A 16,113-nucleotide genomic window follows, 5' to 3' on the forward strand; every position below is an offset into this window, starting at 1 on the left:
TCATGAGAAAAACCAACAAACGCTACTACGGCAAAGCAATCAAAGAAAAGGCAAGCCTAATGATTGGAAGAGAAATCGATGTGGTCACTAAAGAAGGAAGATGCATCCACGGCATCCTCAAATCTGTAGACGACACCGCATATCATATCGTCGATCTTCTGGCCGGCAAGCATAAGGTGGCGTTTGAGGAGATTGATGAGGTGATTGATAAGATTGAGGCAGAATATTAGGAACTAAGGAAGTAAGAAACGAAGGAACTAAGGTCTCGGAAATAACTAGTGAATTAGGAGTGAGGAACTAGGAGGTAGGAGTTGCGGAATTTACGCTCCTCATGGCGAAAATCTAAGGTTCGAAGGATAATATTATTTGTCCCTAGAACTGGTGCAGATGTTAAGTGATAGCGACATCTGTTCCCACTAACGTTAGAGATCTCCCGATCTCGTTTACTCGTTTAATTAGTTCAAATGTTCCTCTGGTTTAAAAGTCCATACATTTGCAAAAATGTAACAGTCAAAATATTTTAGTTCCTTAGTTCCTTAGTTCTTTAATTGAAACCGAGCGTTAATTTTGCTACCTGCTACCTGCTACCTGCTACCTGCTACCTATTTTTTTCTTTCGTTGAAAATCCCCCTTCTTTCGTTGAAATTCTCTTTTCCCCATCAAATTTTTGCTCATATTGTTAATGTAATACGATTACTTATATGATATGAAATACACTTACTTCTTTCTGTTTTTATTTTTCTTCGCTAACTGTCAGACTATTCAAGAGGAGGAGGCTGATATTGAGGAAGCTGTTCCTGATGAGGAGGAGGATATTGTTGTTCCCGATGAGGGAGATGCGACTGCTCCTAATATTTTACTGATCATTGCTGATGATATGGGATTGGATGCTACTCCAGGTTATGAGGAGGGTATTGTGAAGCCCAATATGCCTAATGTGGAATCATTGGCGACTCAAGGAATTACATTTGATAATGTATGGTCTTATCCTGTTTGTTCGCCAACTAGAGCGGCTATTTTAACTGGGAAGTATGGAAATAAGACAGGGATTCTAAATGTGGATAGAGCTTATTTGTCTTCTAGTGAGACGAGTGTTCATCAGTATATTGATGAGCATTCTGAGGAGGAGTATGCTACTGCGGTGATTGGAAAATGGCATTTGTCGAGGAATAATCAGCCGACGGCTCCGAATGATTTTGGGGTACATCACTATGTTGGATTTTCGCAAGGGGCATTGACTGATTATTACAATTGGAATATGGTGGTGAATGGTGTGGAATCTACTTCAACTGAATATAATACATCGAAAATAGGAGAGATGGCTGTGGATTGGATTGGTCAGCAAGATCAACCTTGGTTTTGTTGGGTGGCTTATTCGGCACCGCATACCCCTTTTCATTATCCTCCAAGCGAGATGCATCATCAAGTGGAGGATGGAAGCGATCTTTCAAAATATATGGCGATGATTGAGGCAATGGATTACTCGATTGGTCAGATTTTGTCATCTTTGGATGATACTACAAGAGAGAATACCTTAATCATTTTTGTGGGTGATAATGGTACGACAAAAGAGGTGTTGCAATCGCCTTACCGAGGAAGAAGAGGGAAAGGATCCCTGTATCAGGGAGGAATAAATGTACCTATGTTTGTAGCTGGTAAAGGGGTATCGAGAATAGGAGAGCGGGAAGCCGCACAAGTTTCTGTAACAGATATTTTCGCTACTGTGGCGGATCTTACGAATACGGGAACCTCCTCTTATGAAGACAGTGAAAGCTTTAAAAGTTTATTCAACTCCACTACATCATCAAGAACTTATAATTTTGCGGAAACATTAAACAACGATGTGTACAGTTATGCCATCTCAAATGGTAAGTATAAACTTATTGGTTCGGAAGGTAGCGACGATCAACTGTATAATCTAATCGATGATCCTTATGAGACCAATGATCTAATTCAGAGTAATCAAACTACTGATATTGAAGCAAGACAACTATTAAAAGAACAAGTTAAACGTATTAATCATGATATCAATTAAAAAACTAAGCATCCTATTGTGCGTGATCTTTTTATCATGCAATAACCAAGTGATAGAAAACGAAGATCTCCTTCCTGAAGATGAAAATGAGGAAACAGAAGAACTGCCTCAACCTTCGGGACTGACTTATCCGATTGTCAGTACAAATCAGAAAATAGCCTATAATAATTCAACGGCTTTTGATCAGTTACCTGGGGAAGAAAGCGAGTTTTATGGTCAAGATGCTCATTATAAAGGGTTGCAGCCATCCTACTCTGTAGATGAAGCCAATAAAACCGTCACAGATAACCACACCGGCTTAATGTGGGAACAAGGATTCAATGTGATGACCTCCACAGAAGCAGAAGCTTACCTCATAGAAAAAAACAATGGAATATACAGCGATTGGAGAATACCCACTATCAAGGAGTTGTATTCTTTAATTCAGTTTGATGGAACCGATGTCAGTGGTTCAGATATGGAATCTCAACCACCATCCACCGCCATTCCTTTCATAGACGATTCGGTATTTGATTTCGAATACTTCGCCAACGGAACACGCTCCATTGATGTACAATACTACAGCTCAACCGAATATACAGGTGTGACGATGGGAAAAGACCGTACACTATTTGGACTTAACGTAGCCGATGGCCGAATTAAAGGTTATCCATTCACATCAAGAGGTGCAGAAAAAGAATACAGTTTAAAACTTGTAAGAGGGAACACTAGCTACGGAATCAATCAGTTTGTAGACAACGAAGACGAAACCATTTCTGATATTGCTACTGGATTAATGTGGGACAAAGAAGATAGTCAAAAAGCCATGGAATGGGCAGAAGCCTTAACTTGGGTAAAATCACTTAACGCTTCCAATTATAAAGGTTATAATGATTGGCGACTCCCCAACGCAAAAGAATTACATAGTATCCTCGATTACTCAAGAAGTCCCCAATCCACCAACTCAGCAGCCATCGACCCCATCTTCTCCATATCAAAAATAGAGGTCGAAGGCGGTTTGATGGATTACCCATTTTTCTGGTCAAGTACCACCCACCTCAACCTTCAAAGAGCCAGTAATGCCGTCTACCTCTGCTTCGGCGAAGCCTTGGGTTTCTTCCCCGAAGGAAGCACTACACCAATAGACGTTCACGGAGCCGGAGCCCAAAGAAGCAGTCCAAAAACCGATGATGGGAAGGATTATTCACAGGGGCATGGGCCGCAGGGGGATGTGGTGAGGTTTGAGAATTATGTGAGGGTGGTGAGGACGTTTTAACTAAGAAAGTGAAAAACTAAGGAACTAAGAAACTAAGATCTTGGAAATTACAAGGTGAATTAGGAGTGAGGAACTAGGAGGTAGGAGTTGCGGAATTTACGCTCCTCATAGCAAAATCTAAGGATCGAAGGTTAATATTATTTGTCTCTAGAGTTCGTGCAGATGTTAAGCGATAGTGACATCTATACCCACAATCGTTAGAGATCTCCCAATCTTGTTTACTCGTAAAATTAGTTCAAATGTTCCCCTGTTTTACAAGTCCAAACATTTGCAAAAATGTAACGTTCAAAATATTTTAGTTCCTTAGTTCCTTAGTTCCTTAGTTCCTTAGTTAAAAACGAGCGTCAATTCAGCCAACTCCTAATTCCTAACTTCTAGCTCCTAACTTCAACTTTCACTGATTTACTTATCGGCGTAAAGCTCACATCCGCATATTGATCGTTTGGAATAAGCACATTGGCCTCTGGGAAATAGGCGGCAAGGTTGCCTCTTGGGATGTCGTAAGGGATAATCATGAAGTTTTCGGCTTTGCGTTCGACTCCGTTGTAGTTACTGATGAGGTCGACCACATCGTAGGTTTTGAAACCTTTTTCGATGGCCTCTTCGTAATTCATCATTACGATTCTTCTTTCGTTGTAGATGCCACGGTAGCGGTCGTCTAAGCCGTAGATCGTGGTATTATATTGATCATGAGAACGGATCGTCATTAGAAGGTATTCGTCCTCTTTGAGGTCATGAGATGGCAGGGCGTTGATGGAGAATTTAGCTGTGCCACCTGGTAGTTTTGAGAAGTCACCTTTACGGGCGTGGTTGGGGAGGTCGAAACCTGCCTTTTTAGCTCTTTCGGTGTAGTTATCGAAGCCTGAAAACACCTCCGATATTTTTTGTCTTGTGAGGTCGTAATCTTCTCCCAACTGTTGCCAAGGAATATGATGGTTCTCTCCGAAATAGGCTTTGCCGATGTTGGCAACAATTTCTGGTTCGCTCATCAAATTGTTGGAACTTGGTTGAAGTCTACCTTGGGATTGATGCACTCTACCCATACTGTTTTCTACCGTCACGAATCTGTTTTTATCGGCTTCAGATCTTCCTAAAGTCGGCAGTATTAGTGATGTTTTCCCTGGGATGAGGTGTGTTCTATTTAGTTTTGTACTGATGGAAACGGTAAGGTTACAGTTCATCAAGGCCTGTGCAGTATAATTGGTATCTGATGCTGCCGATAGGAAGTTTCCACCCAAGGCAACGAATACTTTTGCATCCCCCTCGTACATCGCTTTGATGCATTTTACTACATCCAACCCTTCTTTCGTTGGTGGGTCAAAATTGAAAGCTTTCTTGAACCCATCATTCAATCTTTTCGATACATGATGCGTTATGCCCACCGTTCGATCACCTTGTACATTACTGTGTCCTCTCACCGGACAAGTACCGCCGCCTTTAATACCAATACTTCCTTTTAATAACAGTAAGTTGACACATTCTCTGATGTTATCCACCCCGTTTTTATGTTGAGTAAGGCCCATCGCCCAACAGATAATTATTCTCTTTTTCTCGGCTAATAATTGCACGACTTCATCAATTTGATGTTCGTCGATGCCGGTCATTGCCAATAATTCTTCTTCTTTATATTGATGAATGTCTTTGATGAAATCGTCATACCCCGAAGTGTGTGTATTAATGAAATCATGATCAAAAACACCTCCTTTAGCTTCCTCAATCTTAGCCAGCTTTTTGATGATCAATTTTAATAAAGGCACATCCTGATTAATGCGTACTTGTAAATAATGATCTGTTATAGCTGTTCCTCCACCAATAATTCCTTTAGGTTCTTGTGGGTTTTTAAATCGTACCAAAGCCGCTTCACGAAGTGGATTGATAGTGACTACTTTCCCTCCATTGTCTTTACATTTTTCTAAAGCGGATAACATTCTTGGGTGATTGGTTCCCGGATTCTGACCAATGACCATCACAACATCAGCATCTCCGAAGTCGTCTAAAGTTACTGATCCTTTACCAATACCTAATGTTTGGAACAGTGCCGCACCACTTGATTCGTGACACATATTGGAGCAATCGGGCATATTGTTCGTTCCAAAAGCTCGAATGAATAGGCCGTAAAGAAAAGCGGCTTCGTTACTAGACCTTCCTGAAGTATAAAAAATACCTTGATCGGGATGGTCTAACGCTTTTAGTTCTTGGGCAATGATTTTAAATGATTCTTCCCAAGAGATAGGTTCGTAATGTGTGCTTCCTTCTCTAAGGATCATTGGATCTGTGATACGACCGCTTTTGCCGATTTCAAAATCAGTCCAATGCGACATTTCTTCTACTGAATACTTTTTGAAGAAATCGATGTTTACTCTTTTGTTGGTGGCTTCTTCTGCAATCGCTTTCACTCCATTCTCGCAAAACTCCCCTAAATTTGAACGATGGTCGGGATCGGGCCAAGCACAGCCTGGACAATCAAACCCGCCTTTTTGATTCATTTTTGCGAGAGTGGCAATAGATTTAGCCAAACCCATTTCTTTCATTGCATGACCCAAAGCTATTTTTACGGCAGGTAATCCTGCAGCATAATCTTGAGGAGCTTTTAGTCGTATATCTGTAAACTCTACAGGGCCAACTGCAGAGATGTGTCTTTTTTCGGTAGTAGATTTCATAGTGTTTTTATTGCTTGTAGGGTGTTACAATTTAAGAAACAGTTTGCTGATTTCTATAAAAAAGTAGGGACGTTGCAGTGCAACGTCCGTACATAAGTCCCTACAAAATAGAGTAGGACAACACGCCTACTTAAATTGGAACATTGTGTACCTATTCTACAGGTACGTCTATTCTATTAAAAAAAACAAGTGTATCCGCAAGATGTTCTTGCCAATACTCCCATTGGTGTCCACCTTTAAACTCTTCGTATTCGTGTGGAATACCTGCTGCATCTAAATCAGCGTGCAGCTTGCGATTGTATTCAATCAATTCGTCTGTTTCCCCACAATCAAAACGGAAAGGAGGTAAGGTGTCTTTATTGTTGATAACTGCCGTAAATACATCTTCATTTTCTCTATCCGCCTGACGGTAAAAATCTACCGGTTCTTCCACAAATATTTTCATTTGCTCGATTTCTGTAATCGAACTATGTCCAGTTACTCCAGTATACTGATGTCCGTATTTCGCTCCAATTCTAAGGGCACCAAAACCACCCATCGAAAGGCCGGAGATAAATAACTTTGATTCATCAGATACTTGGGGGATATTCTCTCTTACCGCTTGAGGGACATCTTCTGCAATCCATTTCTCGAAGCTGAAGCCATCGTGATCGTTGTAGGCTGATCCATCACCCCAAAGTCCATCCGAAGGCATTGCTAAAACACATGGAGCAATTTTACCTTCATCAATTAATCTTTTGGTAGTGATATGTGCCGCACCCATCATGGCCCAAATCCATGCACTGCCATAAACGCCGTGCAGAAGAGTTACGATAGGTAGATCTTGATGATCACCTTCAGGTACCCAAACACAAATATCTCCTCTACCTTTTAAATTATCGGTCTTTACCGTGATGAAACGAAGACCGTCCATTTCGAAACGAGGGTCCGAAAGTTCTGTTGTTCTAAATTTTGATTCAGCCATTATTCAAATACGATTACTCCTTTAGCATTTTTACCAGCAAGCATGTCGTCGAATGCTTGACCTAATTTTTCTAGCGGATAAGTTCTAGTGATCATCTGATCCAACATCAAGTCGCCTTTGTTGTATAAGTTGACCAACTTAGGGAAATCGATTTCTGGTCTTGCACCACCATAAAGCGGGTTGATGTAGATTTTATCCCATTCGAATAATCGCATATCAATAGTGATTTCTTCTTCGATACCACTTACTTGAATCGCCGTACCAGCATTTCTAACCATGGCAAGAGGAGCGGCTCCAAGTGCTGGAATTGCTGTACATTCGAAAGCATAATCGGCACCTCTACCGTCTGTCATTTCTTTGACTAACTCCGAGGCTTTCATCAATCCGATATCATCTTTTTCTGCTAAGATGGTGTGAGTGGCACCAAATTGCATGGCCATTTCTAAACGTTCTGGATTGATATCTACAGCAATAATCTTTGCTGCTCCAGAAATTCGAGCTCCTTGGATAACGTTCAGACCAACACCGCCAGTTCCTAAAACTACAGCAGATGTTCCTGCTTGAAGTTTCGCCGTGTTGACTACAGAACCATAGCCTGTCATTACCCCACAGCTAATGATACTAGCAGAAGACATCGGCATGTCTGAATCTAGTTTAACACAAGCCGATGCCTTTACTAAAGTGTATTCGGCAAGTGTACCAATGTTGAATGATCGCTCGATCGCTTCTCTTTCGTATTTTGTACCTTCTAAATGTGCATGTCCAGGTGTGTAACCATTACCTCCTGCTGTTACTGGAGAGTTGGTCTCACAAATATGTTGATTGCCATCTTGGCATTGGAAACAAGTTTTACAAGGTGTTGCCCAATTAAGAATAACTTTGTCGCCAGGTTTTAGGTGAGTGACTTCATTTCCTACTTTTTCTACGATACCAGCACCTTCGTGTCCCAATACAATCGACTTTCCCCAAGTTAATGAGTCGTGGTCAGTGTGACATAAACCTGCAGCTTTTACCTTTACAAGTACTTCATCTGCAAGTGGTTCACCCACCTCAATAGTGTCGATAATAAAGTTTCCATTACCGGTGCCAATAGCAGCTTTTGATATAATGCTCATAGCGCGAGTATATATTTGTTATTTTGTTAGTGTCCATTCATGAATTCAACAAAAATTTTCCTCGAAAATTGGTCTTGAAATCATGCATCAAAAAGTTTGGGAGTACATTATTTATTAAAAAATAGTTTCCTCGTTTTACAAATGAACATCATTTATTCTATCATGTTGTTCTTTATTTTGATTGAAAAGTTATGTATTTTGCGTATCAAACGAATGAAGTGAAACAACACCACTATATATACATAACTTTTTAATCTATGAAGGCCATTTTAGAAAAGGTCATCACTCAGGATGAATCCACACTTAGAGCTTTTAAATATACCAATGAACGATTCGTGACTCCATGGCATTTGCACCCAGAGTACGAACTGACTTACATTATTAAAAGTACTGGAAGTAGATATGTCGGAAACAATGTATCTGATTACCAACCGGGCGAATTGGTATTAATTGGTCCTAACCTTCCTCACTGTTGGAAGGACGATTCTACACACGAAGACAATGTAGAATCTTTAGTACTGCAATGGCCAAAAGAACTAATTGAACCACTTTTCTCTTTTTCCGATATCAAATATGCATTTAAGAATGTGGAAAGAGGTATTCTATTTAAGAACGCAGATTCCCTCAAAATAAAAGAAAAAATGTTGGCTATAATAGAAGCTAATCATTGGGAGCGGTATGCAAAATTTATAGCGCTTCTTGGGGAAATGAATCAATTAAACGAAAGAGAAATATTAGCAGGTGAGTCTTATTCCTACGAATCATCTAAAGATACCAATAACCGAATTGAAGTAGTTCAAAACTTTGTGGAACAAAACTTCTCAAGAAAAATTAAACTCTCCGAAATCGCCGAAGAACTAAGTATGACCGAGCAATCATTCTCCAGGTTCTTCTCTAAAAATATGCAACGCCCTTTCTTTGTTTATCTCAACGAATATCGTATCAATCGTGTGAGTCGATTATTATTGGAAACGGATATGCAGGTGGCAGAAATTGGATATACCTGCGGGTATGAAAGTCTTCCTTTTTTTTACCAACAGTTTAAAAAGTTTAAGGGGTACTCGCCGTTGGGGTTTAGGAAGATGTATAGAAGCACTTTGGAAAAGCTTTAGGGCTTTTCAAGTGAAGAGTGAAGAGCGAAGAGTGAAGAGCGGGGTTTTAAATTAAAAGTTAAAAATGAAAAATGAAAAACGTGAAATGTTAGGTGGTTCGTGGGGGGAATATAAGGGGTATATTAGGAAGCATGTACATAACATCTAGCGCGGGGTTCCTAACCCGTGCCATCGTTATGAGGAGCGTAAATTCAGAATTCCTAACTCCTAGTTCCTAATTCCTAATTTGACTATGTGGAGCGTAAATTTAGCCCTATTAGTTATTACATATTCACTATTACCTAAACCGAGGTCAGGAGACCTCTAAAGTTTATAAGCACAAGTGTCGCTGCGCTAAACACTTGCGCCAGGGTACTCGTAAATTCAGCACCAGCTACCTGCTACTTGCTACCTACTACTTTATTTTTTAACTTCATTTTCGAAGTGGAGAACCAAAACTCCTAATTCCTAACTCCTAGTTCCTAATTCAGAAATTGCATCACTTTAAAACCATTGCCTCCTATTGCTCTGCAATTGGCATCAACGCTCCCAAACATCCTCATTTTGATATTCGAAGTTTTGAGGAAAATATGGGGAAAGTGAAGTCGAATATGCCTTCGTTTCGACATGAGTTTTATGCTATTGCAATTAAGGCGGATGGAGATGGAAAGGCGATTTCGGGGTATCATAAGGATTTTCCAGAGGGAGTGACGGTATTTTTTAATTCTCCTTTTCAGATTACTTCATGGGATATTTTTCCGAATTGGTCGGGTTATTACGTGATGATGTCTCAGGACTTTTTATCAAAGAGTCGTTTGTTTGATACGCTTTTGGATGAATACCCTTTTTTGAAGATCGATGAATCTATTCCTTTTGAAATTGAACAGAAGGATCTTCCTGGTATTTTATCCATTTATGAAGACATTAAGGAGGAGTATTTGAGTGATCACGAGGATAAGTTCGATTTTATCAGAACCTATATTCTTTTGCTCTTAAATAAGCTGAGGAGAATTTTGAATAATCGAGAGGATGTAAAGGATACGGAAGATAAAATTAGGAAAGCGGATATTACTTTATTATCACGTTTTCAGAAATTGATTAAGGTGAGTTTTTACCCTGAGGCTGAATTGGAAAAATTAGCCAATCTACACTCACCCACCTATTATGCGGAGAAATTAAATATTCACCCAAATCATTTAAATGCGGTGGTGAAAGGAATCACAGGAAAGTCAGCGATCAATCACATCCATCATCATTTGATAAAATTGGCGAAATCCGAGTTGGTACAGACTACTGCTTCAGTGAAAGAAATTGCTTATAAGTTGCACTTCGAATCGCCTAATAATTTTAGTACTTTCTTTAAGAAAAACACGGGAACCACACCTCTAAAATACCGTAAAAATCCATAACCTTTGAAATTCAAACTTTTTGATTTGAAATCATAAATTCATCTAGGACTTTACCCTCTACATTTGTAATATCAAAAATAACAATAGTACGAAATTGAAGTTTAACTCTTTGGTTTTGAATGATTAAAACATTTGAATTATGAATGCTATTTTAGAAACTGTACATCAATTGTTCATCTCGACAGACGCTAGGGAATGGGAGAAATTAGAAAAGATTTTTGCGGATAAAGTAGTGCTTGATTACTCATCAATGAATGGCAATCCGGCAGTGACTTTAGCACCCTCTCAAATAATTGAGGGATGGAAAACGATCTTGCCTGGGTTTACACATACACATCATCAAATTGGCAATGACATGACAAAAGATTTAGGTGATAAGGCCGAGGTCTTTTGCTATGGAACAGCTACTCATTATTTAGAATCTGAGGAGGGGAATGTTTGGACAGTGGTAGGTTCTTATAATTTCGAGTTGGAAAAAGAAAACGACAATTGGAGAGTAACGAAGATGAAATTCAATTTTAAATATCAAGATGGTAATACTTCATTACCAGAGTTAGCAATGAAAAACGTAAATGCATAATCACCTAAATATATAACCTCATGAATATTGCTGAAAGAAATAAAGAGAACACTAAAGCATTCTTTAAAGCTTTAGAAGACTATCAATTGGAAGCTTTAGTCGATTTATTCGCTGAAGATGGAGAACATATCAACCCTTATCATTCAGGACTTTTTCCTGAAGGAACAAAAGGTAAAGAAGGCGTTCGATCGTATTGGGAACCTGTTTTCTCTAATTTCGAAGCGATGGAATTTCCTATCGAAAAGCTATTTGCAATGGAAGATCCGTCATTTGTATTCGTAAAGTTCGAAGGTAAAATCAAATTAAAGAACGATGCAGGATGGTACAATAACGACTACTATGCTACTTTCCAATTTGATGAAGAGGGCAAAATCAAAGAGTATGTGGAGATATTTAACCCTATCGTAGCTGCTAGAGGTTTCGGATTACTCGATCAAATTAAATAATCTATTTATCAATTTCTCATCTATCAAAAAAACACAACAACAATGAAAAACATCAACTTTAAAAGCGAAGGATTAAATTTAGTAGGTAACTTATTCTACCCAGAAAATTACGAAGAAGGGAAAACATATCCAGCCATTATTTCTGTAGGAAGTTGGACCACCGTAAAAGAACAAATGGCAGGGTTGTATGCAAAGAAATTCGCAGAAAAAGGCTTCATCACTTTAGCGTTCGATTTTAGAAACTTTGGAGAAAGTGAAGGATCACCTCGTTTTTGGGAGAGCCCAACGACTAAAGTAGAAGATATTAGAAATGCCGTTTCCTACTTAGAAACACTACCTGAAGTAGATAATACTAAAATTGGAGCGTTTGCTGTTTGTGCCGGATCAATGTACACATTAATGGCTGCTGCTCAAGATAAACGAATCAAATCTGTAGTAACGGCCGCATCATGGTTACACGATGCCGAAGCTGTAAAACTATTCTACGGAGGTGAAGAAGGTGTGCAAGAAAAAATAAGTGCAGCAAGAGCCGCTAAAAAGAAATTTGCAGAGGATGGGGAAGTAGAATACATCGAAACGATCTCAACAACAAATACAGCTGCTGCGATGTACGGTGAATACGATTACTATTTAAACCCAGAACGAGGTGGTATAAAAGAATGGAGTAACGATAAATTTGCTGTAATGTCTTGGGAAGATTGGTTAACACTAGACCCAATGCCTTTCGCAGAAAAATTAACTGCTCCAACGTTAATGATCCATTCAGACGGATGTGTGCTTCCTCAATACACCAAAAACTTCTTTGAGAAAATCGACACATCAGACAAAGAACTAATCTGGCTTGATACTGACCTAGGCTCTCCAATGCAACAATTCAACTTCTACGACCAAGAGGAAGAAGTGACGTTGGCTGTGGAGAAAGGTGCAGCTTGGTTTGGTGAAAAGCTTTAGGGGGGAAATTAAAAATGAAAAGCGGTTTTAAATTAAAAATGAAAAGTTAAAAATGAAAAACGTGAAATGTTAGGTGGTTAGTAGGGGAGTAAAGTTTTAAGAAATATTCTTTTTGTATGACTGGCGCTAGTCTTCTGACTAGTGCCCGCGTCATGAGGAGCGTAAATTCAACACCTATTAGTTATTACTTATTCCCTATTACTTAAACCGAGGTCGGGAGGCCTCTAAAGTTTATAGACACAAGTGTCGCTTCGCTAAACACTTGCGCTAGCCTACGAACATTCAGAATTCCTAACTCCTAATTCCTAATTCCTAATTCCATCTCCCTTAGTTCCTTAGTTTCTTAGTTCCTTAGTTTCATCTTTTCCCTCAATTCCTATCTTATTCTGCCTTGAATTCTATCGTAATTTATCCTTGATTGATAAAATACATTACAAATTGACCAAAATAAAGAACTTGAGTTGATTTCAAACCCCCTTTCTTTGTAATAGTAGTATTTGCTACACTTTTTAGAATTTGATGTTGTATCGGAAGGCATCAATTTTTCCAAACGAATTAAACACTAAAGTAGAACTACATTCTCATCATCATATCTTATTTAGAATTATCTGATGTGCTATGGTTACATGTGTCTGTAGGTATGCAATAAATTATCATTACTCTTAGTATTATGGAACACCAAACAGAAACACAGAAGAAAGTGAAAACAAGTGAGTTTCCTGACCCGTTTGAGCAAGCTAGAATTGAAAGAGGGTATGGAGATATCGACGATCAGAATGATCCTGTGACTATGCTATTACGTCTGAAAGACGTGAGAAAAACTGCACATAATTGGAAGACTTTTATTTCTGGAGCGACTCCAGGTAGAATTGTGGTGCCATCTGAGGTGGCGATTAGAGATATTCGTCAGATTCCTTTTGAGGTAGATCCGCCAGAACATAAAGATTATAGAAACCTTGTGGAACCTTGGTTTAAGCGTCCATTAGAGGAAGAATATACAGCGAAGATGACCAAAATAATTGAAGAGTTGGTCGATGAGGTGATCGCAAAAGACGATATCGAAGTGGTGTCTGATTTCTCTCTAAAGCTTCAATCAAGATGTCTGACTTTATTATTGAATATTCCTTACGAAGAGGCGGAGACTTGGATCGGATGGGGTGTTCACGTATTTAGAAGTGAGGAATCATCTACTGATGCAGATAAAGCCAATATCTTATTTGATTACTTGGACGAGCAAATCGATCGTGCTGCAGAAAATCCTTCTGATGATTTATACTCTTTATTATTATCGTCTGAAGTGAATGGAAAGAAGATGACAAAAGAAGAGGTGAAAGGGGTAATGATCTTAACCTTTGCAGGTGGCCGTGATACTGTTATTAATGCGGTGACAAACTCTTTGGCTTACTTCGCTGAACATCCTAAATCATTAGAAAGATTACGTCAAGAACCGGAGATTGTAGGTAAGGCTGTAGAAGAATTGGTACGTTACTTCTCTCCATTAACGCATATGGGACGTGTGGTTACGGAAGATACGAAAGTATGTGAACATGCCATTAAAAACGATTCAAGAGTATCGATGTGTTGGGCTTCTGCAAACAGAGATTCTGCTGCATTCGAGAACCCTAACGAAGTCGTATTGGATCGTAAAATCAACCCTCACGTGGCTTTTGGTTTTAGTCATCATAACTGTTTAGGAGCAACCCATGCTCGTCAGATATTGAAAGTATTGATCAACACATTGGCGAATAAAGTGGGTTCAATTGAAATCAAAAACTACAAAGAAAATATCGAAGAGTGGGGAGAATTCAACCGTAAGGTAGGGTTTGATAATATCACAATGAATATCAAAGGAAAATAAAGGAATTGAACTTCTCAACTTACAATCTTATACACAACAAACTTAAGAATCATGGCAAAAATCACATTTATAACTAAAGATAAAGAGGAAATTACTGTAGAAGGAACATCTGGATCAGTAATGGAATTAGCAGTAAAAAACAACGTAAAAGGAATTGATGGGGACTGTGGTGGCGTATGTTCTTGTGCTACTTGTCACGTACAAGTAGACGCAGGTCATACCGATAAAACGGGAGTGGCTAGCGAAATCGAATCGGATATGTTAGAGCTTGATGATGACGCAAACGAGTTTAGCCGTTTATGTTGTCAGCTTCAAGTAACAGAAGCAATGGATGGCGTTGTTTTAAACGTTGTAAAATAAGATGAAAAAGAAAATATGTGTTATTGTTGGTGCTAGTCACGCGGGTGTCAACTTTGCTTTTTCGTTAAGAAAAGAAGGGTTTGAAGGGGAGATCATTATGTTCGATAAAGATCCTGTTTTACCCTATCATCGTCCTCCATTATCAAAAGCTTATTTAACGGCAGATACCCCAATTGAAGAGAATTGCTTAAAGTCCAAGGAAAGTTATGAGGAGGAAAATATCTCATTACAACTTGGAATTGAGGTATCAGATATCCAAAAGGAAAATCAAAAAGTTCTATTAGCGAATGGTGATGAACAACCGTACGATTATTTGGTATTAGCAACGGGGGCAAGACCGATTATTCCACCAATTGAAGGATTAAAAGAAGCCAATCATATCTATCCTTTAAGAACTGCACAAGATGTTAGTAACATCAAGAGTTGGGTAAAATCAGCTGATGCGAAAAGAGTAGTCGTTATTGGTGGTGGGTATATTGGTTTGGAAACAGCAGCATCACTTAAAAAATTAGGAGCATCAGTTGTAGTTCTAGAAAGAGAAGAAAGAATATTGGCTCGTGTAACTGCACCGGTAATGTCAGATTTCTTCCAAAAACTACATACCGATAAAGATGTTGATGTGCTTACCTCCAAGAATGTAACAAGTATTTTCACAGATCAAGAGGGAGTAAACACTGTAAACTGTGGAGATGGATCAAGCTATACTGCAGATATGATTATCGTTGGAGTAGGAGTTCATGTAAATTTATCGTTAGCTCAACAACTCCAATTAGAAATTGATAACGGTATTAAGGTAAATGAGTTTACCCAAACATCCTTATCAAATGTCTATGCTATAGGCGATAATACCAATCATTTCAATCCTCATTATCAGCAATGGATTCGATTGGAATCTGTTCAAAATGCAGTGGATCAAGCCAAAGTAGCCGCAGCCCATATCGTAGGGACTGAAAAAATATATGAAACGATTCCATGGTTCTGGTCGGACCAATACGATGTGAAACTGCAAATGGTAGGGCTCTCTCAAGGCTATAACGAAATCATAGTAAGAGAAGAAGAAGGCGATGGAATCAAATTCTCCGTATGGTACTTCAAAGGCGAAGAATTATTGGCAGTAGATGCGATCAATAATGCCAAAGCTTATGTTGTTGGTACAAAATTCATCAAAGAAAGAAAAGTGATGGATAAGGAGAAGTTGAGGGATGTGGCGACGGTGTTTAAGCCGGCGAATCTTTTGGCAAAAGCAATGAGTTAGGAGTTGCTGAGTTTACGCTCGTTTTTTTAAGTAATAACTAATAGGGAAAAGGGTGTTTTCGTTTGGTATAGTATCGAAAGCCCAGGAATTTATTTCTTTCGGGCTTTTTATAGAAGTAAGAAGTAAAAGGGAAG

General features: G+C 39.0%; 14 protein-coding genes. 11 read left to right on the forward strand and 3 right to left on the reverse strand.

The genetic code is table 11. The annotated features are described in order from the left end of the window. Positions 1–2: 2 nt before the first annotated feature. The 3 genes from KMW28_RS05605 (at position 3) to KMW28_RS05615 (ending at position 3,290) form a co-directional block, all read left to right on the forward strand. Positions 3–230, forward strand: coding sequence for a hypothetical protein (locus tag KMW28_RS05605; protein WP_066209454.1), 228 nt, complete (start codon positions 3–5; stop codon positions 228–230). A 476-nt stretch (positions 231–706) separates the two neighbouring features. Then, the gene (locus KMW28_RS05610; RefSeq protein ID WP_169664238.1) at positions 707–2,035 is read left to right on the forward strand and encodes a sulfatase-like hydrolase/transferase; all 1,329 of its coding nucleotides are present in this window, start codon (positions 707–709) and stop codon (positions 2,033–2,035) included. After that, on the forward strand, positions 2,022–3,290 hold the full coding sequence (locus KMW28_RS05615; protein ID WP_169664237.1) for an Lcl C-terminal domain-containing protein: 1,269 nt from the start codon (positions 2,022–2,024) through the stop codon (positions 3,288–3,290). Before KMW28_RS05610 ends, KMW28_RS05615 begins: the two co-directional genes overlap by 14 nt. Before the next feature lie 374 nt (positions 3,291–3,664). Here the strand turns inward: KMW28_RS05615 and KMW28_RS05620 are convergent, their stop codons facing one another. The 3 genes from KMW28_RS05620 to KMW28_RS05630 form a co-directional block, all read right to left on the reverse strand. Then, complete coding sequence (locus KMW28_RS05620; protein WP_169664236.1) at positions 3,665–5,950, reverse strand: FdhF/YdeP family oxidoreductase; 2,286 nt, start codon at positions 5,948–5,950, stop codon at positions 3,665–3,667. Positions 5,951–6,101: 151 nt separating this feature from the next. Next, entirely contained in the window at positions 6,102–6,914 is an 813-nt protein-coding gene (locus KMW28_RS05625; RefSeq protein ID WP_169664235.1) for an alpha/beta hydrolase, read from the reverse strand. Next, positions 6,914–8,029, reverse strand: a complete 1,116-nt coding sequence (locus tag KMW28_RS05630) for a Zn-dependent alcohol dehydrogenase (RefSeq protein WP_169664234.1) — start codon at positions 8,027–8,029, stop codon at positions 6,914–6,916. Before KMW28_RS05630 ends, KMW28_RS05625 begins: the two co-directional genes overlap by 1 nt. Before the next feature lie 257 nt (positions 8,030–8,286). Here KMW28_RS05630 and KMW28_RS05635 point away from each other — a divergent pair, with 257 nt between their 5' ends. From KMW28_RS05635 to KMW28_RS05670, 8 genes are all read left to right on the forward strand, one after another. After that, positions 8,287–9,141 carry an AraC family transcriptional regulator gene (locus KMW28_RS05635; protein WP_169664233.1) on the forward strand — a complete coding sequence of 285 codons (855 nt, stop codon included), beginning with the start codon at positions 8,287–8,289 and terminating at the stop codon, positions 9,139–9,141. Positions 9,142–9,614: 473 nt separating this feature from the next. Further along, complete coding sequence (locus KMW28_RS05640; protein ID WP_169664232.1) at positions 9,615–10,529, forward strand: helix-turn-helix domain-containing protein; 915 nt, start codon at positions 9,615–9,617, stop codon at positions 10,527–10,529. Between the two features lie 139 nt (positions 10,530–10,668). Then, positions 10,669–11,109: a nuclear transport factor 2 family protein gene (locus KMW28_RS05645; protein WP_169664231.1), complete on the forward strand. Its 441-nt coding sequence runs from the start codon at positions 10,669–10,671 to the stop codon at positions 11,107–11,109. A gap of 20 nt (positions 11,110–11,129) precedes the next feature. Beyond that, a complete protein-coding gene (locus KMW28_RS05650; protein WP_066209442.1) occupies positions 11,130–11,555 on the forward strand; it encodes a nuclear transport factor 2 family protein in 426 nt (141 codons plus the stop codon). A gap of 18 nt (positions 11,556–11,573) precedes the next feature. Next, on the forward strand, positions 11,574–12,506 hold the full coding sequence (locus KMW28_RS05655) for an alpha/beta hydrolase (RefSeq protein ID WP_262899385.1): 933 nt from the start codon (positions 11,574–11,576) through the stop codon (positions 12,504–12,506). A 670-nt stretch (positions 12,507–13,176) separates the two neighbouring features. After that, the gene (locus KMW28_RS05660; protein WP_205958178.1) at positions 13,177–14,364 is read left to right on the forward strand and encodes a cytochrome P450; all 1,188 of its coding nucleotides are present in this window, start codon (positions 13,177–13,179) and stop codon (positions 14,362–14,364) included. 51 nt (positions 14,365–14,415) lie between these two features. After that, a complete protein-coding gene (locus KMW28_RS05665; RefSeq protein WP_169664229.1) occupies positions 14,416–14,724 on the forward strand; it encodes a 2Fe-2S iron-sulfur cluster-binding protein in 309 nt (102 codons plus the stop codon). Between the two features lies 1 nt (position 14,725). Continuing rightward, positions 14,726–15,979: an NAD(P)/FAD-dependent oxidoreductase gene (locus KMW28_RS05670; RefSeq protein ID WP_169664228.1), complete on the forward strand. Its 1,254-nt coding sequence runs from the start codon at positions 14,726–14,728 to the stop codon at positions 15,977–15,979. The last annotated feature ends 134 nt before the right edge of the window (positions 15,980–16,113 follow it).

This window comes from Flammeovirga yaeyamensis (assembly GCF_018736045.1).
Classification (GTDB): domain Bacteria; phylum Bacteroidota; class Bacteroidia; order Cytophagales; family Flammeovirgaceae; genus Flammeovirga; species Flammeovirga yaeyamensis.